Origin of the sequence: Pseudomonas palleroniana, assembly GCF_003031675.1 — a bacterium.
Lineage (GTDB): Bacteria > Pseudomonadota > Gammaproteobacteria > Pseudomonadales > Pseudomonadaceae > Aquipseudomonas > Aquipseudomonas palleroniana.
This window is the reverse complement of record NZ_PYWX01000032.1, coordinates 127656-152086: the sequence shown is the minus strand read 5'-3', so window position 1 is coordinate 152086 and position 24431 is coordinate 127656. Positions and strand designations below refer to the sequence as shown.

The following is a 24431-nucleotide window of genomic DNA, read 5'->3' as shown; positions in this document are numbered from 1 at the left end:
ACACCGGCCCTCTTCAGCAAAAGCGAGGTACTGGGTGATCAAATATCGATAGGGGTTTTCAGCGGCCAATCCAGCCTGCGCGGCTTGCGCCTCCCATATCGTCCAAAATAAGAGCGCGCGTCGCATCTGCCTTGCTGCCTTTAAAGCGACTCATCTCCTGCCTCCGGGGCACAACCTGCCATCACACTTCAGACTCAGGCGCCCAGCGGCGGAACAGCACGCTCGCGTTAACGCCGCCAAAACCGAAGCCATTTGAAAGTGCGTGCGTGATAGCCATCCCCCGGGACTTGAGGCTTACCAGGTCAAGCCCAGCAGCCGCCTCATCGGCATGATTCAGGTTGAGCGTGGCAGGCACGATCTGATCGCGAAGTGCCAATACGGTAAAGATCGCCTCAATGCCTCCGGCCGCCCCCAGAAGATGCCCGGTGGCAGACTTGGTCGAGCTGATTGCCACACCAGAGCCACTCCCGAACACCGAGCGAATGGCGGCCAACTCGCCCTTGTCACCGACCTGTGTGGAGGTCGCGTGTGCGTTAATATGTTGAACATCTTCGGGACTGACAGCAGCCTGACGCAGGGCCTGCTCCATGGCGCGGCGTGCGCCGCTACCGTCCTCGGGACCTGCGGTCAGGTGATAGGCGTCTGCACTGGTGCCATAACCCACCAGCTCAGCCAGTGGCTTGGCGCCACGCGCGAGGGCATGCTCCAGTGACTCGATCACTAACAACGCCGCGCCTTCGGACATCACGAAGCCATCGCGATCCCGATCAAAAGGCCGTGAAGCCTGCTGCGGGTGCTCGGCAAAACCTGTGGAAAGCGCACGGGCCGCCGCAAAACACCCTAGGGTCACACGGTCGATCGCCGCTTCGGTACCGCCGCAAAGGGCGATATCGGCCTCACCACTTCTGATGATTCTGGCGGCATCGCCGATAGCCTGTACGCCGGCGGCACAGGCCGTTACCGGTGCGCCAAGCGGCCCTTTGAAACCGTGCCGGATGGAAACGTACCCCGCCGCCATGTTGGCGAGAAAAGACGGTGCAGTGAATGGCGACAATTTGCGCGGGCCACGTGTGTCGGTGGTCCGTACAGCATCGGCAATCGCACCAAACCCGCCCACGCCAGATGCAATAATCGTCGCGGTTCTCTGCTGGTCTGCGCGTTCAGTCGGGTGCCAGCCTGCCTGCCCAAGCGCCTCATGCGCCGCTACAAGGGCAAACTCAATGAAGCGATCCATCTTCTTGCGATCCTTGGCGGAAATGATGCGCTCGGGGTCATACCCCGCGATGGCGTCTTCAGCCAGTGACGGCACCTGACCGCCAACTGCAACGCCCGTCCCCTCGGTAACCTCGCCCGGTAACTGGCGGATGCCGGAACGCCCAGCCAACAAACGCTTCCAGACCTCCTCAACGCCGCACCCCAGCGGTCCGACAATGCCGACACCCGTGACTACGATTCGCTTTTGGCCATTGAGATTATTCATTGAACCCTCCTCATTTATCAGTCAATAGTGCTTGGGTGGGTGTCGCTGTATGAGTGCTGCTCTCAGGTTCAGGACGGATCTTGAACCAGATGGAGTACATCGCAGGCAGGAATACCAACGTAATAACGGTCCCGACAAACGTGCCTCCGATCAGGGTGTAGGCCAGCGTCCCCCAGAAGACGGAATGGGTCAGCGGGATAAACGCCAGGATTGCCGCCATTGCTGTCAGCAAGACTGGGCGGGCCCGCTGTACCGTGGCTTCGACCACCGCATGGAAAGGGTCCAGCCCTTCTTGTTCATTGTGGTGGATTTGCCCGATCAGAATCAGCGTATTGCGCATCAGGATGCCCGAGAGCGCGATCAGCCCCACCAGCGCGTTGATGCCAAAGGGTTGTTGAAACAGTAACAAGGTCGGCACCACACCAATCAATCCCAGCGGTGACGTGAGGAACACCATGATCATTGCGGAAATTGAGCGGACCTGCAGAATGATGACCAGCAATGTCATGGCAATCATAATCGGGAACAGCGGCAACATCGCCGTACCGGCCTTGCCCGACTCCTCGATTGCACCCGCTTGTTCGATCCGATACCCATCCGGCAGTTTGTCGATGATCGGCTGGAGTTCTTTCACAATCACACTCGAAACATCCGGCGGCTGCAAACCCTCGGCAATGTCGCCTCGTACGGTGATGGTCGGCGTACGATCACGACGGCGAAGGATCGGATCCTCCATGCGTACATCGATTTCCCCTACCTGAGACAATGGAATCCGCTGACCCGCCGTGCCGACCAGGGTGAAACCTTCGATCCTGGCGGGATCAAGGCGGATATCACCCGCCGCACGCCCGACCACCTGCACCGAACGAATGTCCTCGCGAACCACCGTGATCGGTACGCCCGCCAGCAGGAATTGCAGTTGCTGTGCAACCGCGCTTGAAGTCAACCCCACGGCCTGCAAACGATCCTGATCCAGCGTGAAATGCAACGTCGGCGTCAGCGGGCCCCAGTCGGTGTTGACGGTTCTCATCATCGGACTGGCCTGCAACACGTCCTGCACCTGGCTGGTGATTTCGCGAAGTTTTACCGGGTCAGGCCCCATCACCCGGTAGGCGACCGGGAACGGTGAGTACGGACCAAACACCAGTTGCGTGACCCTGACCCGCGCTTGCGGCGCAAGGCCTTCGGCAACCGCCTCGCGGAGACGGAACTTGAGGGCTTCACGAGCCTCCTGGCTGTCCGTCAGCACCACGATTTTCGCGAATGACGGATCCGGCAGTTCCGGTGCCATCGCCAGATAAAAGCGCGGTGCACCTTGCCCGATGTAGGCCGTGACGATTTTTGCCTCATCCTGCTTTTGCAGCCAGGCTTCTATCTTGGCGGTGGTGGCGCTGGTCTGCTCAATGGAGGTTCCATAGGGCATTTGCACTTCAATCAGCGCCTCAGGGCGGTCCGAGGTCGGGAAGAACTGCTTCTTGACCAGCCCCATGCCGAGGATAGACACCACAAACAAAGCGATAACAGTACCGGCCACCAACCATTTGCGCGCAATGACCTGCGCCAACACCCGGCGGAAGCGGTTGTAATGACGCGTGTTGTAGATGGCAGCGTGGCCACCTTCGACCGTCTTGATGTTCGGTAACATCTTCACGCCAAGATACGGGGTAAAGACCACGGCCACCACCCAGGAGGCGATGAGCGCGATGCCGACAATCCAAAACATGTTGCTGGTGTACTCGCCAGCTGTCGACTGTGCGAAGCCATTGGGCATAAAGCCGATCGCCGTCACCAGGGTACCGGACAGCATTGGCGCAGCCGTATGACTCCAGGCATACGCGGACGCTTTGATGCGGTCGTAGCCCTCTTCCATTTTTACCACCATCATTTCGATAGCAATGATGGCGTCGTCCACCAGCAGGCCGAGCGCCAGAATCAATGAGCCGAGGGTAATCCGGTCAAAGTTCTTTCCCGTGGCCTCCATCACCACGAACACCACGGCCAGCGTCAACGGCACAGCAGCCGCCACCACAACGCCGACACGCCAGCCCATGCTGAGAAAGCACACCAGCATCACCACGAGCAGTGCGACGAAGAACTTGACCATGAACTCGCCGACGGCCGAATCGATATTTACCGCTTGATCGGTGACTTTGGTAAACGCCATGCCCAGCGGCATGCCATGGTTGATCTTGACCGTCTCCGCATCCAGCGCCTTGCCGAGGTCCAGCCCGTTCCAGCCATCGCGCATCACGATCCCCAGCAGCAACGCATCTTCACCGTTGTTACGGACGAGAAAGGTTTTTGGATCTTCGTAACCACGTTCAATCGTCGCGACATCAGAGAGTTTGAGCGTACGTCCCTGGAGCGTAATAGGCGTGTCCCGAATCTTCTGCAGCTTGTCGAAGGCGCCATCCAGACGGAGGAAGACTTGGGGCCCCTCGGTTTCGATCGAGCCGGCGGGCGTGAGCACATTTTGATTGTTCAGCGCGGCAAAGATGTCCTGAGGCGATACGCCCAGGTTGGCCAGGCGATCATGGGAAAACGAGACAAAGATACGTTCGGGTTGCTCCCCGATAATATTGACCTTCTTCACACCCGGCACATGCAACAGGCGCTGGCGCAACGACTCGGCATCGCGCACCAACAGGCGCTGTGGCTCACCTTCGGCTTTCAGGGCAAACAGGGCGAATGTCACGTCCGAGAATTCGTCGTTGACCATCGGCCCGATGACACCGGCCGGCAGCTTGATCGCCTCATCATCGAGCTTTTTACGCGCCTGATAGAACTCTTCCTGCACCTGCGACGGCGGCGTGCTATCCAGCAATGACAGCATCGTGAACGCCAGGCCTGGGCGGGTATAGGTTTCCGAGCGGTCGTACCACTTCAGTTCCTGCAGGCGTTTTTCAAGCGGCTCTGCGACCTGATCCTGCATCTCCTGGGCAGTCGCCCCCGGCCACGCGGTGATCACCGTCAACTGCTTGACCGTAAAGGGAGGATCCTCTGCGCGCCCCAACTGGAAGAACGACAGGATGCCCGCAACGGCAATCAGGAAAATCAAAAATACCGTAATTGAGCGCTCGCGTACGGCGAGCGCCGAAAGGTTGAAACGCCCCTCGCTCATGGATGAGTCCCCGCAACCTTGACGTCACCCTGCTCAGCCAGACGCACCTCTTCGCCATCGCGCAGCAGGTGTGCACCCAAGGCTACAACGGGCTCACCCTCCTTGAGATCGCCTGCGACGCGGGCTGAATCGTCGCTTAAGCCCAGGACCTGCACAGGCCGCCAGCTCACTTTCGCCGGTGTACCGGCGATGACCCACACCCCCGTCCCCTTGCCGGGGTCATAAACCGCCGCGATGGGTACTTGCAACACCGGCCTCTGCGCCGCGCCTTCTGTAATCCTGAGCGTGACGGTCGAACCAAGTGGTGCATTCGCCAGTGCGCCCTCCAGCACATACCGCGCCTCGAAGGTGCGAGTCATACGGTCCGCCGAGTCCGACAGCAGCCTTAGCCTTGCGGTAACAGCACCGGTGGTGTTGCCATAAAGTGTCGCTTGCGCGGAAGACCCGGCTACCGGACGCACGGTCTCGGGCAGGTGCACGATCGCTTCGCGCTGCCCTGCCCTCGCGAGCCGAACCACCGGCTGCCCCGGACTGACGACTTGCCCAGGCTCAGCGAGCGTCTCCACCACGACGCCGTCGGTATCCGCCACCAGCACCGCATAACCCGAAGCATTGCGCGCCACGTCAGCCTGCGCCTGCGCGGCGCCCAGTTGCGCCCTTGCGGTATCCGCCGCCGCTTTAATCTGGTCATAGGCCGATGCAGAGACCGCGCCTGCAGCTACCAGATCACGGTAGCGCGCTTCGTCATCCGCAGTCTGCTTGGCTCGGGCCCGAGCGGCTGTGACCGACTCTTGCTGTGCCCGCGCCTGTAAACCCAAGTCAATCGGGTCGAGGCGCATGAGCGGCTGGCCACGCTTGACGGTCTGGCCCGTGTCAACCAGGCGCTCAAGGATCTTGCCTGACACCCGAAAACCCAAATCGCCCTGAGTGCGGGCAGCGACGACCCCAGTGAAAGAGCGCGAGATATCGGAGGAACCTTGAACCGCTGCCGACCTCACCAGAGGGGCTTGCGTGCGCGGATCTTGAGCGGTGGATGAGTCGCCACACGCCGTCAGGACGAGAGCAAACAAGCAAGCGGCAATAGGGACAGGTCGAAGCCGGCGCATAGATTCCCTTGATTCAATAATAGGATGGAAATCATATTTTTAAATCTGTGACCATATTTGTCAATCGTCACAAGCGTGACACATCACGTTAACTCGGTAAAAGTGCTATTTATCAGCCAATCTGGCAGTGAATCAACAGTGTCAATTGACAGGTGGTGACCATATCGTAATATGGTTACACACAACATTCGATTCAAGGAATCTAAATGCCCTCCCTTCAGCCCCTAGCTCTTTTGGTGAGCGTCAGCCTGATAGCAGGTTGCGCGGTCGGTCCGGACTACCAACGTCCTGACGCGCCGCTTTCCAGTGGATATATGGGCCAGGCCGCTGTTGAACAGCGGCCTGGTACGCCGCAGGCAAGTCTTGTTGCGTGGTGGGAAGGCTTTGGTGATCCACAGTTGGCCGACTTCGTCTCTAAAGCACTTGCGCAGAACCTGGACCTGGCACAAGCGGCGGCGCGAGTCACACAAGCGCGCGCAGGACTGGGCGCCGCCAATGCCGCGTTACTGCCCTCGGGAAACATCAGCGGTCAGGCTGCGCGGTCCTATCAGTCAATCGAGACGCCACTCGGCCAAGTGCTGAATTCAACCCCTGACTTTGATCGATACGGAAGTTCCTACGAGCTAGACCTTGATGCGAGCTGGGAGGTGGATGTATTTGGCGGCCTGCGACGCGGACGCGAAGCTGCACTGGCCGAGTACCAGGCCTCCGTGGCTGGCGTTGCCGCCACACGCCTGGCCATCGCTGCACAGACGGCTGATATCTACATCACGGTCCGTGGATTGCAGGCCCGGCTGGACATCGCAAACCGACAAGTCAAGACGCAGGAGCAATTGCTGGAAAAAGTCCAACTGCTCTATGGCAAAGGCCTCGCCGCCAGCTATGAAGTTCGCCAAACGGAAGGCTCGCTTTCGCAAGTCCAGGCAACAGTACCGGCCCTGCAAACCGGCCTGGATGCCGCCATGAACGCGCTCGATGTGATCCTCGGCACGCCTCCAGGCACGCATCGAACGCAATTGGCGAGTCAGGGCACGATTCCTCTGGCCCCCCAACTGAACGACACTGGAACACCCGCCGATTTGCTGCGCCGCCGGCCAGATCTGATTGTGGCTGAACGCCGTCTCGCGGCCTCCAACGCACGCATTGGGGAGGCCACCGCCGAGTACTACCCGAAGTTTTCACTTAGCGCATTGCTCGGCAGTGCCACGGCCGTATCCAGTGGCAACCTGTTTACCGGCGGTGCCAGCCAGTCGGCAGGCGTCTTGGGCCTGCGCTGGAGGCTTTTCGACTTCGGTCGCATAAACGCACAGATTGACCAGGCAAAGGGGCAGGAAGCCGAAGCCCTGGCCGCTTACCGCCAGTCTGCCCTGCGCGCCACCGAGGATGTCGAAAACGCTTTCTCCGCCCTGGTGAACCGGGAACTTCAAGCCACCACCCTCACCACAGGCGAGGACGCCCTGACACAGGCCCGCCAATCGTCGTTCACGGCTTATGAAAAAGGTACAGCCAGCCTGATCGATGTGCTGCACGCCGACGAGACCCTGCTGCGAGCTTCCGATGCACGCGCGCAAGCTCGAACAGAATCGGCACGAGCGGCCGTCGCCGCATTCAGGGCTCTCGGCGGTGGCTGGCAGGCGCCTGAACCCCAGCCTTTGGCGACTCGATGAGCCACGACTAGTGGTTTTTGGTCGTGGCGCAAAGCAGCGAGTTGGCGAACCCCACAACAGCAATACTTCAGAGAACAATACTATGCAGTCGAGCGAGAATTCCTGGGTACTCATTACCGGCGCATCAAGCGGTTTCGGCAGAGAGTTTGCACAACAGTATGCTGCAGAAGGAAGATCACTGATCCTGGTCGCGCGCAGACTGAATGAACTTGAAATGCTCGCTGAGGAGTTGCGCGCACGTTACGCCGTCGATGTGTTGGTGCAACAGGCGGACCTGTCATCCATTGATGTGATTATCGATCTGCATCGGGATCTGCATGACCGCAACATTGTCGTCGATATACTGATCAACAACGCGGGCTATGGCCTACAGGGCGCATTTCTGGACGAACCCCTGGAAAGCTCCCTGGCTATGATCGACTTGGATATCGCCAGTCTGACCGCCATAACTCGTCTCTTTGCCGAGGATATGCGAGCCCGGCGAAAAGGGCATATTTTGATGGTTGCCAGTCTGCTGTCTTACCAAGGCGTTAAAAACTTTGCCGTTTACTCCGCCGCCAAAGCTTATGTGCTGAGATTCTCCGATGCGCTTCATCGCGAACTCAAAGGTGACGGTGTCGTCGTCACTGCGCTGTGCCCAGGCATGTCTGACACAGGCTTTGCATCAAACGCCAAGCAAAAGATCACCCCCCTCTTGCGCAGGGTGATGATGCAACCCCAGCCCGTGGTACAAGCAGGAATCCGCGCACTGCAAGCGGGACGAATGAGCGTCGTGCCGGGTTTCGGCAACAAGGCCATCAGCGTGCTGACCTGGGCCACGCCTCGTCGGTTTCACCAGGGGCTTATGGAACACGTAATGGGCGTCTGAGTACGGGATAAAACACCGCCTTTCCCAACGGTAGCCGTTGGGAATGCTCTAAACGACCGGAAGTAATGCACGACTCCCGGCCGGTGTGTGGAACAGCAGCCAATCAGAACCGATAACTGACAGAGGCTCCAAGACCGCTCGCGCTGTTTTTATACTTGGAACTGTAGGCGCCCCTAGTCGCAGAGACGTGATTGACCCGAACACTCTCTTCCCACAGATAAGAGTAGGCAACATCAATTGTGAAGTTGTTTGCGGGGGTCCAGCCTGCGCCGATGCTGAACACTTTCCGGTCGCCCGTAGGAATGCGCGGCCCTCGATCGGTGTTATTGGTGGGCGACTGATCGACCGAGAAGCCGGAACGAAGCACCCACCGATCATTTAGCTTGTACGCCGCGCCGATCGCGTGCGCCCAAGTATCATGCCAGTTCTGTTCTTCGGTGACGGAACCTAGTTGAGCATTCAACAAAGGAGGCAACCCTTGGGTCTCAATGTTCAACTCCTTGAAGCGACTCCACCGAGTCCAGGTGCTTCCCACGTAGAGGGTCCAGTCATCATCCAGTTGATGAGTCAACGACATGTCGACTGACTCTGGAGTATCCACTTCCAACGAAGCGTCATAGCTACGACCACTTACCCCTAACACGCTAAAGAGACCGTCAGTGACCTTGGTCTTGGCATCCAGGCGGTAGCTGACCTTGGAATGGTAAGTCATCCCCAGACGGGTTCGGTCTGTAGCCTGCACCAAAATACCGACGTTGAAACCCAGAGCCGTGTCATCCCCGGTGCTTTTGAGTTTGCCGTCATTGCGGCCAGGGCTCAGCGGATTGGGTACCATCCCGGACAGCTCGCCGCTGATGCGGTTGATGGTAGGACCAAACCCGATCGACACTTTATCGTTAAAGGCATAGCTGACCGTGGGCTGAAACGTGAGGGTCGTGACTTCACTTTTGTTCGCATAGTATCGGCCAGCAAAATCGCTGCCGTAATCGGTCATCAGACCAAACGGCACATAGAACCCCATACCGAATGCCCAATGCTCATCAACAGGCTTGACGTAGTACCCCATCGGTACCGTGGTCACTGGCACCATGTCGCCGTCTTCCTGACCGCCGAATGTACTGCGCGTCTGGCTTATATCCGACTTCGCGAAAAGCGTCGCGCCGCCCACGCTGACCTGTTCGCTTTTCAAGCGAGCCATACCCGCCGGATTACCGAAGACCGTGCTCGCATCTTCAGCCGAAGAAGAGCGACCGGCAAATCCGGAGCCCATCCCGCTGATGCTTTGTTCGTTGAGCGCAAAACCGCTCGCCAGCACATTAGAAGAAGCAAGCACGACAGCCAGTCCAAGTGGACGCTTGAGCAAGTTTTTTTTCATTGTTGGAACTCTTCGTGATCACCGGAAAGAACCGGCTAGCAGTAGTTTTGTTATGGGCTCAGTTCGTTTGCATCACGTAAAAAGGCCACAGCTTGGCGCGCCCAAAGAACCCAGCGACCGCCGTGGAAATAACAGAGTGGCGCTGAATCATGGCAATGCAGCCAAAACTGAGGCACCATATTTAGTCATGTGACCATTTATGTCAATGGTCACAGTCCAGGCAAGAACGTGTATGCCACTGCTCGATGCAATGGCTGAAACTGAAAAGGTATTTTTTCGACGTTCACATGAACGCTGCGCAGAATGCGCAGCCGGGAATCACGGCATGAGGCTGCGCAATATAAGATTTGAGGTGAGCGTGGGGGCTGTCTCAACGAAGTCAAGATTGTATTGCAGCAGCAACGGGTTGACGAAAGGCCGCAGCGCAAAATGGATGGAATCGACCGTCTCATCCAATGGGGTCTTGCGTTCAAATTCGCCGCTTTCCCGCCCTTCACGCACAATCTGCAAAACGAAACGCTTAATCTGCGCGTCGTAATTTTGTGTACTTGGCCAGCTTTCTGACGCCGCAAGAGCGGCAATGTCATAGAGCTTTCGATCGTTAAAGAACAGGCTTGCACCTGTGGAGATCAAGGTTCTGACCAAGCGTCGAAAGCGCTCCATTGACGAAACATCATCGACACTGATGGCCTGTTCAACCGCCGCGACGATTTCCGCCAAGCAATTTGAGCAGATGGCTTCGCCGATCGCCTGTTTGGAATCGAAGAATTTGTAGATGTAAGCCTTGGAAAATCCGATAGCCTTGGCCAGGTCGGAAACCGTGGTTTTGCTGTAACCGTACTGGCTGAAATGTTCGTTGGCCGCCGCGACAATCTGATCTCGAATGTCATGATCAGCTGGGCCTCGAACGCCGGGCGAGAAAATGGATGGCTGGTTCATGCCTGTAGCTTACGGATCCAATTCACAGTTGACAACTCGTGACCGTTTTAAAACCGGGTCACAAGTCTGTCAGGCGCTGGATACCTCGCTAAATTGACTTGGATCGGTCGGGATGCGCATCCGCCATAATGCTGACTATCTCTTCAATGCATCATTATTCAGCGCAGTACATTGTCTAACTTGTCCCACTTTACGGACTCACTGGCCGTTTTTTTCAGGTAAATAGGTGCATTGGCTACCAGAACAAAGACTTGATCCTGGAGGCCACTGCCCTCGCGAGCGAGAAACGCTAAACATGCTGCTTATATAAGTCATGACCGGAAAGACTTTCCGTGCAGGCTTCCACAATCTGACTCATTTACCGCCCGTCACATCCAGGAATGTACCAGTAACAAACGATGCCTCCGCACTCGCCAACCATAGAATCGCGCGGGCCACTTCCTCAGGCTGTCCGCCCCGCCCCATGGGGATCGAGTCCTTGACACGATCGACCCGCCCCGGCTCACCGCCACTGGCATGCATTTCGGTATAGATATGTCCGGGGCGAATACAGTTAACGCGTATGCCTTCGCGCGCGACCTCCTTTGCAAAGCCAATGGTGAAAGTCTCCAAGGCTCCCTTTGACGCCGCATAGTCGACATACTCATTGGGGCTGCCAAGGCGCGCCGACGCCGAAGAGACATTGACCACCACGCCGCCCGGGCCGTTGTGACGGTAAGCCATACGCTTTACCGCCTGCTGGGCGCAGAGGATTGGCCCGATGGAATTGACCGCGAAAATGCGCTGCATCCGCTCGAAGCCGAGACCCTCCAGGCGTGACTGAGTCGCCAGCATTCCGGCGTTATTGACCAAGACGTCAATGCGTCCGAACGAGTGGTCGATCGCTGCGAACAAATCAGCCACCTGCCGAGGGTCCGCACTGTCGGCCCGCATCGCCAGCGCTCTGCGCCCCAACGCTTCCACATCCGCAACCACAGCCAACGCTGCGGCCTCGTTGGTAACGTAGCTGATCGCGACGTCATAACCTCTTGCAGCAGCCAGCCGAGCCGTTGCTGCCCCTACTCCACGACTTCCACCCGTGATTAGAATCAGCGGTGCCTGCGAGACGTCGACCATTAGATATTGCTCCTGAGCCGTGGCTGTATCAGCCGATGAGTAAGGTGCCGCTGGCGATCACTACGCACGCCAGTATCCGGCGTGCGGTTAACGTCTCGCCGAGGAAGACATAGCCGATCAACGCCGCAAACAGCACGCTGGTTTCACGCAATGCGGATACCGCGCCCAAAGGCGCTTCGTTCATCGCGTAGATGACCATTGCATACGCGAGCAAAGAGACCAGCCCGCCGACCACAGCAGTCGCTGTTCCGGGCCGGGCAGAGAATAAGCTGCGGGCATCACGCAGACCGATGTAGACCGCCGGCATCAACACGCCCCACAGGGCGCACATCCACACGGTGTAGGCCAGCGGCGCACCGGAGAGCCTGGCACCGATGCCGTCGACCACGCTGTAGGCCGCGATAAAGCCGCCCGTTCCCAGCGCATAGGGCAGGCTGGGAACCGAAAGACTGCGCCCTCTGAAGGCCAGGGAAATAATCCCGCATGACACCAGCGTAACGCCGAGCAACTCGCCAGGCGTGATGCTTTCTCCGGCAAAAACGGCTGCACCCAAGGTGATCAGCACTGGAGACGACCCACGTGAAATCGGATAGATCTGCCCCAGGTCGCCGACTCGATAACTGCGCACCAGAAACAGGTTGTAGCCCACATGCAGCAACCCCGAAAGCACCGCATAGCCCCAGCTTTCAATAGCGGGGGGCAGCATGAATGCTGCGGCAACGAGACTGGTGACGGCGATGGCAATGCACATCACTGTCATCGACCATAGCCGATCAGCGCCACTGCGCAGCAGCGCGTTCCAGCTGGCATGCAGGAGCGCGGCGAAAAGCACGAGGAAGATGAGATGGATAGGCATGCGCCACTCTAGGCAATTCGGCGCCGGGACTAAAGCGAAGGCTCCTCATCGTAGCATGAATGAATGCTCATACATTAAGGTTCTACGTGTTTTACCTTCAGCGCCTCATCGACCAACCATTGACGAAAGCTGGCGATGTGCGGCTGTGATTCAATGCCCTTGGGGCAGACGAAGTAATAAGCGAGCGGCGATGGGAACGGCACATCGAACAGCCGAACCAAGCGGCCATCGCCGATTTCGCTCTCGACATGCCCGCTGCGCACCAATGCAACGCCTTGGCCGAGCAGGGCCGCTTCCACCGTCATGTTGGTATCGCCAAACCTGACGCTTTCCTGAAGCGGCAAATAGGCCAGCCCGACGGCTTGAAACCACACTTCCCACTTGGGTACCAACTCGGCACCGTCCCGCGTCAGAAGCGGAAAATGTAACAATTCCGCGGGGTTCTGCGGAGTGCCGACGCGCCGCAACAGTTCTGGGCTGGCCACAGGAAATACCTGCTCCCCAAACAGGAACTCAGAATGCAGACCGGGGTAATTGCCCTTGCCGAGCCTGATCGCAACATCAGCCTGGCCGTGAGAGAAGTGAATTATTTTATCCGTGGTATCCAGCGAGACCAAAAGCTCCGGGTGCTGACGAGAGAGACGCGGCAAGCGTGGCAGCAGCCATTTGAGCGCGAAGGAATAGGTGGTACTGACGCTGAGTCGAACCCTGTCTTTCTGCTCGCGCAAATCACCCAGAGTCGCCTCCAGGCTGATGAAAAACTCGCGCACGATGGGCGCCAGCGCAGCCCCCGCTGCCGTGAGGCGTAACGCCTTGCCACGTTCAAACAACTGCACGCCCCAAAGGGCCTCAAGATGCCTGAGCTGGTGGCTGACCGCGCTTTGAGTCACATGTAGTTCCTGTGCGGCCGACGTAAAGGTCAAGTGCCGGGTGGCAACTTCAAATGCGCGCAAGGTCGCGGTGGGCGGCAGGTCTCTCATGGGCAGTATCCAGCGAGTTATCAGAAAAGTGCATGCATGAACGTTCGCTCATGATAGGCATAAACTCACTCGGGACGCTGTGTTCTCCATCAATCCCCCGCGCCGACGGCGTCGGCCAAGCCTGAGACATAACCTGCGGGCACGCCCAGGGAAAAGACTGCATTGACCGCCCGAATGAAAACGATGAAAGCTCACCGTTTTCATTCGGCCTGAGAGACTAATATTTAAAACGCCCTACCAGGCCTTTAAGCTCCCCGGAAATCTCTATCAACCGCCCCGAGCCAGTCTGTGACGACTGGGCAAAGCCTTCGACCAACTGGGCATCGGCATGGATCTGTGCGATGTGCCGGTTGATCTCTTCAGCCACCTGGTGCTGCTGCTCGGCGGCGGTGGCGATCTGAGTGTTCTGGTCGCGGATCGAGTCCACCGAGCCGCGGATCTTGTCGAAGCTGTCACGGGCCTGCTGGATGCGTTCCACGCTGGCGTGGGACACCTGCAGGCTGCCTTGCATCTGTTGCGTGACTTCCTGGGTGCGGCGGGCGAGATTGCCCAGCAGGCTGTCGATCTCGCCGGTGGAGTCGGCTGTGCGACGCGCCAGGGCGCGCACTTCGTCGGCGACCACGGCGAAACCACGGCCCTGGTCACCGGCACGCGCCGCTTCAATCGCGGCGTTGAGCGCCAGCAGGTTGGTCTGCTCGGCGATCGAGCGGATGGTGTCGAGAATGGTGTTGATGTTCTGGCTGTCCTGCTCCAGCAACTGCATGGTCTGGGTCGACTTCTGCAGGTCTTCGCTGAGCTTGAGTACGCTGCCGGTGGCTTCGCCGATGTGCTGCTGACCGTCATGGACGTCGCGGTAGCCTTCGTCGGCACTCGACGCGGCGGCGCTGCATGAGCGTGCGACCTCGTTGGCGGTCGCCACCATTTCGTTGAACGCCGTGCTCACCAGCTCCACCGCTTCACGCTGGCGACCTGCGGCCTGGTTCATGTTGTTGGCCACTTCGCTGGTGTCGACGGCGGCGGTCTGCAGGTCCGATGAAGCGCTGCCGATGCGCTGCACCAATTGGGCGATCATGCCCAGGAACTGGTTGAACCAGCCCGCCAGGCCGGCGGTTTCGTCCTTGCCCTGCACTTTGAGTTGGCGTGTCAGGTCGCCCTCTCCTTCAGCGATTTCCTGCAGCCCATCGGCCACGCCGCGAATCGGGCGCACGATGACGCGGGCAAAACTGGCGCCGACAATCGCGAACACCAAGGCCAATACTGCTGCAATGGCGGCGATCAACCAGGTCAGGCGGGTGGCGTCGGCCATCACTTCATCACGCTTGATCAGGCCGATAAAGCGCCAGCCCAGGTCTTTGGAACTGACCACGTTGGCCATGTAGGGCACGCCATCGATCTCGATCTGGGTCACACCGTCGCCGCGCTTGGCCAGTTCGGCGTAGTTGGGGCCCAGGTCGGCCAGGGGTTTGAAGTTGTGCTTGGCGTCGCTGGGGTCTACCAGCACGTTACCGTTGGCTTCCACCAGCATCAGGTAGCCGCTGTGGCCCAGCTTGATGTTGCGCACCAGTTCCGTGAGCTGTTTGAGCGACACGTCCAGGCCCACCACGCCGAGTATATTGCCGGCGGCATCGGCGACGGTGTGCACGGTGCCGATCAGCGTCACATCGTCCGGCGCCCAGTAGTAGGCACCGGTGCGCACGGTGGTGCCTGGCGCGGCGATGGCCGCTTTGTACCAGGGACGCACGCGGGGGTCATAGTTGTTCAGTTTGGTGTCGTCCGGCCAGCTGGCGTAGCCGCCGTCGCTCAAGCCCAGTGACAGGTAGGCGGTACTCGGATGGCTTTTGGCGAACTGGTCGAATATCGCCAGCAGCTCTTTGTTGGTCGGGGTCAGCGGAATTTGTGCGGCATCGGCGCCGGCGTAGCTCTTGAGGTCCTTGGCCGCGACCACACGCGGGTCCTTGGCGACGTAGTCGACGTTTTGGCTGATGCCGTCGAAAAACTGCTTCATGCCATTGTCGATCTGGCGGATCTCGCGACCGCTGCTGTCGAGGAAATTGGCCTGGGCCCCCTCCCGCACATTCAGCACTACCAAAACGGCGACCAGGATGACCGGGACACACGCGATAGCCGCGAACGCCCAGGTCAGCTTCTGCTTGATATTCATGACTTCACCTGCGGGTATTTATAGTTTTGGCAAGGAGAAACGCTAGAGCTGACGTCGCATGTGTTGTTATCGGAAGCCATGCTTAGACTGAATTATCGGCCGCGTTGAAGCGCACTTTAGGAAGATACCGGGAGCTTTTGTACGGCGAATATCCAGGCTGCACCCAATAAAAAAGGCCTGCGCAAGGCGTAATACCAGTCAGTTAAAGCTTGACGCGGTCATTGTGGGAGGGGCGGTGCGACGATTCGACTTGCTCCCGATGGCCGCGAAGCGGCACCAGCTTTGGGTTTGAAAAGGCTGGGCCTGCTGCGCAGTCCATCGGGAGCAAGCCCCCTCCCACAGGTTATTAACTGACCAGCATTATGCTAAGGGCAGGCTTTATCGATTAAAGCGCTCGACCAGGGAGTATTGCGTGGAAGCCGTGCGGGTCAGCTCGGTGTTCAGCCCTGCCGATTGGTTCGCCTGCTCCGAAGTCTGATCAGCCAGCTGGGCGATAGTAGCGATGTTCTGGCTGATTTCCTCGGCCACCGCGCTTTGCTCTTCCGTAGCGCTCGCAATCTGGGTGGTCATGTCGGTGATGTTGGCGACGGCTTCACTGATGCCCAGCAACGCCTTGTCCGCCTCGAGCACTTGGAGTACGCCCTCTTCGGCCTGGCGGCAACCGCTCTCCATGGTTTGCACGGCTTTGCCGGACGAGACCTGAAGCGTGGTGATCAGTTGATGGATCTGCGTAGTCGATTGCGAGGTGCGCTGTGCCAGCTGGCGGACCTCATCGGCCACCACGGCAAAGCCTCGGCCCATGTCGCCGGCACGGGCAGCTTCAATGGCGGCATTCAGTGCCAGCAGGTTGGTCTGATCGGCGATGCCTTTGATCACATCCACGACCGTGCCGATTTCATCACTGTCCCGCGCCAACTGCGCCACAGTCAGGCCGGTTTCGCTCACCACATTCGACAGACGCTCAATGGCTTCGCGAGTTTCCCGGGTTACATCGCGGCCACGCCCCGTCAGCTGGTTGGCCTGCTGGGTGGCATCAGCGGTGCGTTGCACATGCCGGGCAACTTCCTGGGTCGTCGCCGCCATCTGGTTGACTGCGGCCGACACCTGCTCAGTCTCGACACGCTGGCGCTCCAGGCCTTTCGAGCCCTCAGCGGCCAGCGCCTCGGATTGCCCCGCAAGTCGGCTGAGCTGCTCGGCGGTGTCCTGCAAACGGGTAAGGCAAGTCTTCAGACGCGCAGTCTGACTGACGAAAGCCGTTTCCAGGCGGGCTTGCGGGCCACGGGCATCGCTGTACATCTGCGCAATCAACGCATCGGAGGTCGAGGGTTCGGTCATCTGTAACAGGTGCTGCGTTCCGCGCTTTTGCCAACGTGAAAAGACCCAGCCAACCGGTAACGCCACGGCTGCCGCCACACCGAATGCCAACGGCGCACTGAAGAACACACCGCTCACCGCACCCGCCAGCCCGGTGGCCAGATATGGCAGGCAATCCTGCGCAGCACACACCCAGTTTTCCCAGCGAGGGATGGCCGACTTTCCTTGGCTGATACGCTGATAGAGCGCTTGCGCCCGACGGACCTGATCCGCCGTCGGCTTGACCCTGACCGACTCGAAGCCCACCACCTGGCTGCCTTCGAATATCGGTGTGACGTACGCGTTGACCCAATAGTGATCGCCACTTTTGGAGCGGTTCTTGACGATCCCCATCCATGGCCGGCCTTGTTTAAGCGCACTCCACATGTGCGCGAATACGGCTGGGGGCACGTCCGGATGACGAACGATGTTTTGCGGAGCCCCTATCAGATCTTCTCGATTAAAACCGCTGATCTCGACAAACGCGTCATTGCAATAACTGATAACGCCTCGGGCATCTGTTGTAGAGATAAGTTTCTGCTGTGGGTCAAGTGAAACTTCGCGCTGAGTAACGGGTTGATTATTTCGCACAACGACTACCTTTTATGACTTGCATAGCCATCGGCAAGCGCCAGGAAAAGTTAATACTTTTTTTTGAAATTTTTCTTATACATACAGACTTTGTACCGAAATCGAACAATAAACGAAGCTTTATAAATCTGAACGAAAGTACCAACTAAGAAGAAATAAACAAATAGCTTTGCTGCCATAACGGTCGCAGTTTCTATATATATCAGCACTTTGCAGAAGGGCCTGATCCGGCCTACGCTGCATCCACGGATCAGCGAGCGAGGTGACAATCGTGAACAGCACATTCAGGATCGATGCAGTAGACGCCGTGCCGCCAAACGAGCGCGAAGCGGAATATTTCGAGTACAGCAAAGCGGCAAATCCGATCAGCGCCAAGCTCATTACAGGCGTGCCCTACCACAACTTTCCAGCCTCGCTCTGCGACTCAGGCCCCTCGCGGGTCGTGCCGCTGGACCTGAGCGAAGCATTGGGCTGCGAAGGGCCGGCCACCGGCCCCGGGCTTTGTGCCAACTTTATCCGCCTCAATGTGGGCGACAGCCTGACGCTCCAGCCCAACGCCACCTCGCAGGTTTTTTATGTGATTGCCGGCGCAGGTAAAGTGACCCAGGGCGAGCACACCCTGGAATGGTCCAAAGGCTGCTTCATGGCACTGCCAGGTCTGCTGGGCGCCTGTTTCAGCGCGACCGAGGACGCCCGGCTCTATTACGTGCATGACGAGCCCCTGTTGCGCTATCTCGGCGTGACCCGCAGCACTGACCGGTTCTTGCCGACGTTGTACCCGGCGCAGACCGCCAACGCGAAGTTGCGTGAAGCGGCCGATGACCCGCGTGCGCAAGACCGCAGCCGTATCAGCATCTTGTTGGGCAACCGCAATTTCCCGCAAACCCGAACCGTGACCCATGTGCTCTGGGCCATGTATGGAATTCTGCCGGCCGGTTCGGTCCAGAAGCCTCATCGGCATCAGTCCATTGCGCTGGATTTCATCGTCGATTGCCCGACAGGTTGCTACACCCTGGTCGGCACCGACCTGGACGCCGATGGCCAGATACGTCACCCGGTCCGCGTGGATTGGGCACCGGGGCTGGCGTTTGTCACGCCGCCCGGTTACTGGCATGCCCACTTCAACGAGTCCGACCAGGAAGCGTTCCTGATCCCGATCCAAGACGCGGGGCTGCAGACCTACCTTCGCTCGCTGGATATCCGCTTCAGTTGATAGCCGTCGGGCAAGCGGCGCACTTGCATAAAGCATGTTTGCGCCGCCCTTCGTCTGATCAGGCTTTCAATGCGTCCTCCAGAAACGCCACCAATGCCTCCACCCGCGGGCTACGCAGCTTGCGTGAGGGCACCAACAGGTTGATCGGCGCACTGTCGAATTGCCAATCCGCCAACACCCGGACCAGGCTACCGTTGGCGATTGCATCACTGACATCCCACTGCGAACGCAGCACCAAGCCCAAGCCTTGCTCGGCCCAACGCCGCGCGACGCTTCCATCGTTACTCAACAGTGCGGGTTCGATGCGCAGTGTTTTGCGCCCCTGCCCCTTACGCAGATGCCATAGCGTGACATCTTCATCATTTTCACGAATGCAAATGCAGCGATGCTCGGCCAGTTGCTCCGGTGAAGATGGCACCCCGTACTGCTCCAGATAGGCTGCGCTTGCGCACAACCATCGGTGGTTTTGCGTAAGGGGCCTGGCGATCCACAGGCTGTCGTTCAGGTGACCAATGTGAATAACTGCGTCGCTGTCGCGACGATCAGGCCATGGCGTTTCACGCAAATCCAGCTGCAGGCGCAGCTGTGGATGCAACCTGGCGAAGCGGGCCAGCAGCGGTGCAATCCGCTGGCGTCCATAGCCGAACGGCGCCGCCAGCCTGAGCGTGCCGGTCAGCCGCTCATCCTGTTGCCTGAACGACTCCGGCAGCGCCTCCAGTTGCTCCAGCAACAGCGCACATTCACGGGAGAAACGCTCGCCATCAGCCGTAAGGCTCAAGCGCCGGGCATCGCGATTGGCCAGGGTCAGCCCCAGCAGCGTCTCCAATTTGCGTAGGCGCATGGACAGTGCGGGTGGCGAGACGTTGAGCATTCTGGCCGCAGCGCTCAAAGACTCGGAGCGCGCCAGTGTTGCAGCCAGGCGTAGATCTTCGACAGAGATCATTCAATTTTACTTAATGATTGATGACCATTGATTGAACCACAACTTTACGAACGCTGAGTAGAGTGGCCGCGTATCCAGCCACCTGAGTTCTGTCATGTCAGCCCTGATTGCCTCCCTCGATACCCCCGTCGCGCTAATCGATGTCTCGCGAATGCAGCGCAATATTCAGCGCATGCAGCAACGCATGCACAGCTTGGGTGTGCGTTTGCGCCCGCATATCAAAACCAGCAAATGCCTGCCCGTGATCAAGGCGCAGATAGCCGCCGGCGCGAACGGCGTCACGGTGTCCACCCTGAAAGAAGCGGAGTATTGCTTTGCCGAGGGCATCAACGATGTGTTCTATGCCGTGGCCGTAGCGCCCGGCAAGTTGGCTCAGGCCCTCGCACTCAGGCGCCAGGGCTGCAACTTGAGTGTGCTCACCGATAGCGTTGTCGGGGCCCAAGCGATTGTCGCCTTCGCACAGCAACACGACGAACGTTTCAACGTGTGGATCGAGATAGATTGCGACGGCCACCGCTCAGGCTTGGCCGTTGAAGACCCTGCGCTGCTAGCGGTTGCCCGTGTCCTTGTTGAGGGCGGCCAGCAATTGCGCGGCGTGATGACCCACGCCGGCTCCAGCTATGAACTCGACACTCTTCCAGCATTGCAGGCCCTTGCCGAACAGGAACGCCAGCTCTGCGTCAGCGCCGCTGAAAAAATCCGCCAAGCCGGGATGGCCTGCCCGGAGGTCAGCATCGGTTCCACACCCACCGCCCTGTCGGCGCTGAACCTGGAAGGCGTGACGGAGGTACGTGCAGGTGTCTACGTATTCTTCGACCTGGTCATGCACAACATCGGCGTTTGCCAGGCGGACGAGTTGGCCCTGAGCGTGCTGACCACCGTCATCGGCCATCAGCAAGACAAAGGCTGGATCATCACCGACGCCGGCTGGATGGCCATGAGCCGTGACCGCGGCACCCAACGCCAGCGCCAGGATTTCGGCTACGGGCAGGTGTGTACCGAAACCGGCGACTGGATCGACGGTGCGCGAGTGACAGGCGCCAACCAGGAGCACGGCATCATCACCCTTGGAGCGGCCCAGGGCACCGACATCGTGACGCGCTTCCCCATCGGCAGCCGCCTGCGCATCCTGCCCAACCACGCGTGCGCCACCGGCGCGCAATTCCCGCACTATCACGCCTGCGACGCCGAAGGCGCCGTGCACACCTGGAGTCGCCTGCATGGCTGGTAAGATCGAACTGATCCACACGACCAACGCGGCAGCCCCAGGCGGGCATTACTCCCAGGCGGTACTGCACCAGGGCGTTTTATACGTGTCCGGGCAGTTGCCGGTGCGCGCAAACGGCGAGCACAGCGCCGACCAACCGTTCGAGGTGCAAGCCTCAATCGCGCTCGATAACCTGATGGCAATCCTCAGCGCAGCCGGCCGGAGTGCGAGTGACCTGTTGAAGGTGACGGTGTATGTCGTGGGGGTAGAGCATTGGGCCGCTTTTGACCGGGTTTATGCGCGTTATCTGGGAGAGCATCGGCCGGCTCGTGCGGTGGTTCCGGTGGCGGGGTTGCATCATGGTTATTTGATAGAAATTGAGGCGGTGGTTGGTGGGTTGTAAGTGTCAGCGTGGGCCAAGGACGGTTTTTTAACTTTTTGTGGTCATGTCTGCTGGTTGGCTGGGGCTCCCTCAGGGGCTGCCCCCTATTTCCACATTAAACTACTGCAACAGGACAAATACCAAGCCGAGTAGAGATCACATAGGACTCAAGCCCGTTACACTCAGGGATGACTCTCAATGACTTTTCCCCCTCAAACTTCAACACCAGAATCCCCTCCTCTTCAAGCGAAGCACTTGTCACCTGGCAATTCAGATAATCAAAAAGCAACTCACTGGTGCTCACATCCTCACCGTGCCCCTGTTGTTTCCGTCCATGTATTTCACTTGTAAAGGGACACTGTATTAGCACGGTAGCACCATTCCCGAATATCAAAACCTGCGAGCCAACCCCGACTGTCACACCTGTAAGCACTGTTGAATCCAGTTCTGCCAAATCGGCGTCAATAATCATAAATACACTCTCATCGCTTAGGCGGCACAGTATTAGGCGGCAATGGCACATGTGTATCTCCCCTTGCGCCAGTACCACCGGTTGCTGGGTTTATCGGCTGTCCATTTTTCACAGAAATCCAATAACCATTTTCTAAACCGAGAAAATAGAGGTCAGACCCTGAGGGATCCCCGATTTTTCTTACCGAAAATCAAGAAGTTGGAATATTGAAGAGGCCTGCATGGGTCGGCAACTTGGTTTGCACCACACAAAACTAAGATCCGGACCCATGCAGACCATCCGATTTTTGCACAGAGCGCTCGCTCAAGCACTGCCCTCAATCCATTCTCGCCGCCTGACAACGCTGATGAGTTGTGTCAGTTCGTTACTGCAAGGTCGCCGCCTGACGCTGACTGCTCTTGGACGTTTTATGCCAGGTCGGGCGTACCCCAAACATGCGATCAAGCGAGTGGACCGATTGTTGGGTAATCAACACCTGAGAGCAGAACGCCCGCTGTTCTATTGGGTGATACTGCGGGCATTGTTGGGTTCCTTGAAGCATCCTTTAATCTTGGTGGACTGGTCTCGAATTGATGCTCCAGGCGACGCGTTCTTATTGAGAGCCGCGATCCCGTTTGCAGGGCGCTCGTTTCCTATTTATGAAAGTGTCCATGAACGCGAGAGTTGCCCAAAATATCAAAGCCGCCTACTCAAAACACTAGCTGAATTACTGCCTGATGGATGCGTTCCAATCCTGGTCACTGATGCGGGTTTCCGGCGCCCGTGGATGAAGGCCGTAGCAGCGCAAGGCTGGTATTACGTGGCTCGGATCAGAAATCGTGAGCTTTATCGTCGCGAAGAGAATGACTGGCAACCCGTAAAGAATTTATACGCTTTGGCCACTTCATCGCCTAAGTCGTTGGGCCGCGTCGAGATGACGCGAAGCGCCCCTCACTTTATCGATTTGTACTGTGTTCGGCATTCAGCCAAGGGCCGCAAACACCAACGAATCACGGGTTCAATCGCCAGAAGTAAGCTCAGCCGACAGTCCGCCAGGCGTGAGCGTGAGCCGTGGTTGCTTGCCAGCAACCTGGCGCGGGGTGAGTGGAGCCCAGCAAAAATCGTAGCGATTTATAAGCGGCGCATGCAGATCGAAGAAGGTTTCCGAGATTTAAAAAGCAAGCATCTGGGATTGGGCCTGAATCTGCATCGTAGCTGTTGTCCAAAACGCATCGAAGTGTTGTTGTTGATTGCCGCTCTGGCCAACTACCTCATCTTCTTAACAGGGTTACAGGCACGTGAGAACCAACTGGAAAGGCGCTTTCAAAGCAATAACCTCAAGGAGCGGAGAGTACTTTCATTATGGCGTTTAGGCCTGGAGTATTGGCGCAGTTGCACAGGTTTCGGCGACCGAGAACACCTGAAAATACTGGAGCATGCTCTGCGTGATGAGGTGCACCATCAAGCGCAGAGCCTGGGATAGATTTGTGGGGATCCCTCAGGGGCAGACCACCATTCTTTATATTTTTAAAGAGCAACTTTTCTGAACTCTAAAAAACACAAAAGCAGGGTCCACCCCCCTACGCTTCATTATTACCACTTACCTAACTTATCTGAAGATATTAGCCCGCCGGCTCGCTCAAGCTCCTCACAAGCTGACTTAGCAGCATTAAATTCAACTTTATAACGTTCACTATCACCTTCATAAAGCTTCGTCAAAACCGAAATTAAATTCTCATGATTAATCAATTCCCTTGGCCTTATTTTCAAAGCATCTTCATAGCATTTCAAGGCGCCTTCAAAATCACCAATTCTCACTAAAAGACCTCCAAGCTCCACGTAGGAATCAACAAATGAAGGTTCCGTTTCAATAGCCGCTTGATAATATTTAAAAGCGTCCACAAAGTTCCCTAACCTCTCATTCTTAACTCCTGCAATATAAAGATATCTCGCGATTGCTCGCTCTGGCGCCAAACGTGTAGCGGACTCATAGTATTTTATTGCTTTAGCGATTTCACGCCGATAAAAACAAATATCCCCTAAACATTCAAGACGAATATACTCAGAAAGCAAATTCGAGACACTTTCAAAATAGCACTCGCCATCTTCAATCTTATCATTTGAAAGATAATCAATCAGAACACCTCTCACATCGCCATCTCTAGAAACATTCAAAACCATTCCCCAACTGGTCTAACCTTCTTAATCTATGAATTAAATAACTCTAGCTGACTAGGTGGTACTCCAAAAGAAATAGGGTCAGACCATCATTCTTCAATGTTTTTAAAGAGCAACTCTACCAAACTCTAAAAACGCAAAATCGTGGTCTGGCCCCTATTTATTCCAACTAATTTCTAGCTCTTTACTGCTTCAATCCCAGCAGGTGCTTAAATGGCCCCTCATCTAAATCAAGCCCCATATCTAAAACCAGCAGAACAGCCTCTCTATACTCTTCGTCCGTTATAGAAATATCATATTCGCAAATATGATCGCACAATATCTCAAAGGCTAGGCTCTCTTCGCTATACGCGACATAATCCAAGGCTCCCTGGAGAAGATCGGAGTTTAATCGACCTTCGAATTTTTTTCCAAACTTAATGATGCGTTCCGCAAACATAAATC

At 57.5% G+C, this 24431-nt stretch carries 18 protein-coding genes and 4 pseudogenes; 6 read left to right on the top strand and 16 right to left on the bottom strand.

What is annotated here, in order from left to right; genetic code table 11:
* Positions 1 to 181: 181 nt before the first annotated feature.
* The 3 genes from fabF to C9383_RS11985 are packed head-to-tail and all read right to left on the bottom strand — an operon-like array spanning position 182 to position 5707.
* Positions 182 to 1480: a beta-ketoacyl-ACP synthase II gene (gene fabF, locus C9383_RS11995; protein ID WP_090371167.1), complete on the bottom strand. Its 1299-nt coding sequence runs from the start codon at positions 1478 to 1480 to the stop codon at positions 182 to 184.
* Between the two features lie 10 nt (positions 1481 to 1490).
* Positions 1491 to 4601, bottom strand: coding sequence for an efflux RND transporter permease subunit (locus tag C9383_RS11990; RefSeq protein WP_090371169.1), 3111 nt, complete (start codon positions 4599 to 4601; stop codon positions 1491 to 1493).
* A complete protein-coding gene (locus C9383_RS11985) occupies positions 4598 to 5707 on the bottom strand; it encodes an efflux RND transporter periplasmic adaptor subunit (RefSeq protein ID WP_090371171.1) in 1110 nt (369 codons plus the stop codon). Before C9383_RS11985 ends, C9383_RS11990 begins: the two co-directional genes overlap by 4 nt.
* Before the next feature lie 206 nt (positions 5708 to 5913).
* Between C9383_RS11985 and C9383_RS11980 the strand changes: the two genes are divergently transcribed.
* Positions 5914 to 7374, top strand: a complete 1461-nt coding sequence (locus tag C9383_RS11980; RefSeq protein ID WP_090371173.1) for an efflux transporter outer membrane subunit — start codon at positions 5914 to 5916, stop codon at positions 7372 to 7374.
* Positions 7375 to 7456: 82 nt separating this feature from the next.
* Positions 7457 to 8242, top strand: a complete 786-nt coding sequence (locus tag C9383_RS11975; protein WP_060752871.1) for an SDR family NAD(P)-dependent oxidoreductase — start codon at positions 7457 to 7459, stop codon at positions 8240 to 8242.
* Between the two features lie 103 nt (positions 8243 to 8345).
* Here C9383_RS11975 and C9383_RS11970 read toward each other — a convergent pair whose 3' ends face one another.
* The 9 genes and pseudogenes from C9383_RS11970 to C9383_RS28645 all read right to left on the bottom strand — a co-directional run.
* Positions 8346 to 9617 carry an OmpP1/FadL family transporter gene (locus tag C9383_RS11970; RefSeq protein ID WP_090371175.1) on the bottom strand — a complete coding sequence of 424 codons (1272 nt, stop codon included), beginning with the start codon at positions 9615 to 9617 and terminating at the stop codon, positions 8346 to 8348.
* Positions 9618 to 9935: 318 nt separating this feature from the next.
* Positions 9936 to 10556 (bottom strand): TetR/AcrR family transcriptional regulator, encoded by a 621-nt coding sequence (locus tag C9383_RS11965; RefSeq protein WP_060752869.1) that lies wholly within the window; start codon positions 10554 to 10556, stop codon positions 9936 to 9938.
* A gap of 354 nt (positions 10557 to 10910) precedes the next feature.
* A complete protein-coding gene (locus C9383_RS11960) occupies positions 10911 to 11672 on the bottom strand; it encodes an SDR family oxidoreductase (RefSeq protein WP_090371177.1) in 762 nt (253 codons plus the stop codon).
* Between the two features lie 28 nt (positions 11673 to 11700).
* Positions 11701 to 12528, bottom strand: coding sequence for a DMT family transporter (locus C9383_RS11955; protein ID WP_090371179.1), 828 nt, complete (start codon positions 12526 to 12528; stop codon positions 11701 to 11703).
* A 74-nt stretch (positions 12529 to 12602) separates the two neighbouring features.
* The gene (gcvA, locus tag C9383_RS11950; protein WP_090371181.1) at positions 12603 to 13508 is read right to left on the bottom strand and encodes a transcriptional regulator GcvA; all 906 of its coding nucleotides are present in this window, start codon (positions 13506 to 13508) and stop codon (positions 12603 to 12605) included.
* Between the two features lie 217 nt (positions 13509 to 13725).
* Positions 13726 to 14241: pseudogene (locus C9383_RS28660) on the bottom strand (methyl-accepting chemotaxis protein); the annotation flags it as partial.
* Between the two features lie 345 nt (positions 14242 to 14586).
* A pseudogene (locus C9383_RS28655) lies at positions 14587 to 15669 on the bottom strand (cache domain-containing protein); the annotation flags it as partial.
* 378 nt (positions 15670 to 16047) lie between these two features.
* Positions 16048 to 17037: pseudogene (locus tag C9383_RS28650) on the bottom strand (methyl-accepting chemotaxis protein); the annotation flags it as partial.
* Between the two features lie 300 nt (positions 17038 to 17337).
* Positions 17338 to 17613: pseudogene (locus tag C9383_RS28645) on the bottom strand (PAS domain-containing protein); the annotation flags it as partial.
* A gap of 271 nt (positions 17614 to 17884) precedes the next feature.
* Between C9383_RS28645 and C9383_RS11935 the strand changes: the two are divergent.
* Positions 17885 to 18826: a cupin domain-containing protein gene (locus C9383_RS11935; RefSeq protein ID WP_090371187.1), complete on the top strand. Its 942-nt coding sequence runs from the start codon at positions 17885 to 17887 to the stop codon at positions 18824 to 18826.
* A gap of 58 nt (positions 18827 to 18884) precedes the next feature.
* Here C9383_RS11935 and C9383_RS11930 read toward each other — a convergent pair whose 3' ends face one another.
* Complete coding sequence (locus C9383_RS11930; RefSeq protein WP_090371189.1) at positions 18885 to 19769, bottom strand: LysR family transcriptional regulator; 885 nt, start codon at positions 19767 to 19769, stop codon at positions 18885 to 18887.
* 94 nt (positions 19770 to 19863) lie between these two features.
* On the opposite strand from C9383_RS11930, the gene C9383_RS11925 reads away from it, so the two are divergent.
* Together C9383_RS11925 and C9383_RS11920 are read left to right on the top strand one after the other, a co-directional pair.
* Positions 19864 to 21000: a DSD1 family PLP-dependent enzyme gene (locus C9383_RS11925; RefSeq protein ID WP_090371191.1), complete on the top strand. Its 1137-nt coding sequence runs from the start codon at positions 19864 to 19866 to the stop codon at positions 20998 to 21000.
* Positions 20990 to 21379 (top strand): RidA family protein, encoded by a 390-nt coding sequence (locus C9383_RS11920; RefSeq protein WP_090371192.1) that lies wholly within the window; start codon positions 20990 to 20992, stop codon positions 21377 to 21379. The genes C9383_RS11925 and C9383_RS11920 overlap by 11 nt, the downstream gene beginning before the upstream one ends.
* Positions 21380 to 21473: 94 nt before the next feature.
* On the opposite strand, the gene C9383_RS11915 is transcribed toward C9383_RS11920, so the two are convergent.
* Positions 21474 to 21830, bottom strand: a complete 357-nt coding sequence (locus C9383_RS11915; RefSeq protein WP_090371194.1) for a hypothetical protein — start codon at positions 21828 to 21830, stop codon at positions 21474 to 21476.
* Between the two features lie 268 nt (positions 21831 to 22098).
* Between C9383_RS11915 and C9383_RS11910 the strand changes: the two genes are divergently transcribed.
* Positions 22099 to 23292: an IS4 family transposase gene (locus tag C9383_RS11910; protein ID WP_090371198.1), complete on the top strand. Its 1194-nt coding sequence runs from the start codon at positions 22099 to 22101 to the stop codon at positions 23290 to 23292.
* A gap of 110 nt (positions 23293 to 23402) precedes the next feature.
* Here C9383_RS11910 and C9383_RS11905 read toward each other — a convergent pair whose 3' ends face one another.
* Positions 23403 to 23990, bottom strand: coding sequence for a tetratricopeptide repeat protein (locus C9383_RS11905; protein WP_090371200.1), 588 nt, complete (start codon positions 23988 to 23990; stop codon positions 23403 to 23405).
* A gap of 181 nt (positions 23991 to 24171) precedes the next feature.
* Positions 24172 to 24426 (bottom strand): MafI family immunity protein, encoded by a 255-nt coding sequence (locus C9383_RS11900; protein WP_060752857.1) that lies wholly within the window; start codon positions 24424 to 24426, stop codon positions 24172 to 24174.
* Between the last annotated feature and the right edge of the window lie 5 nt (positions 24427 to 24431).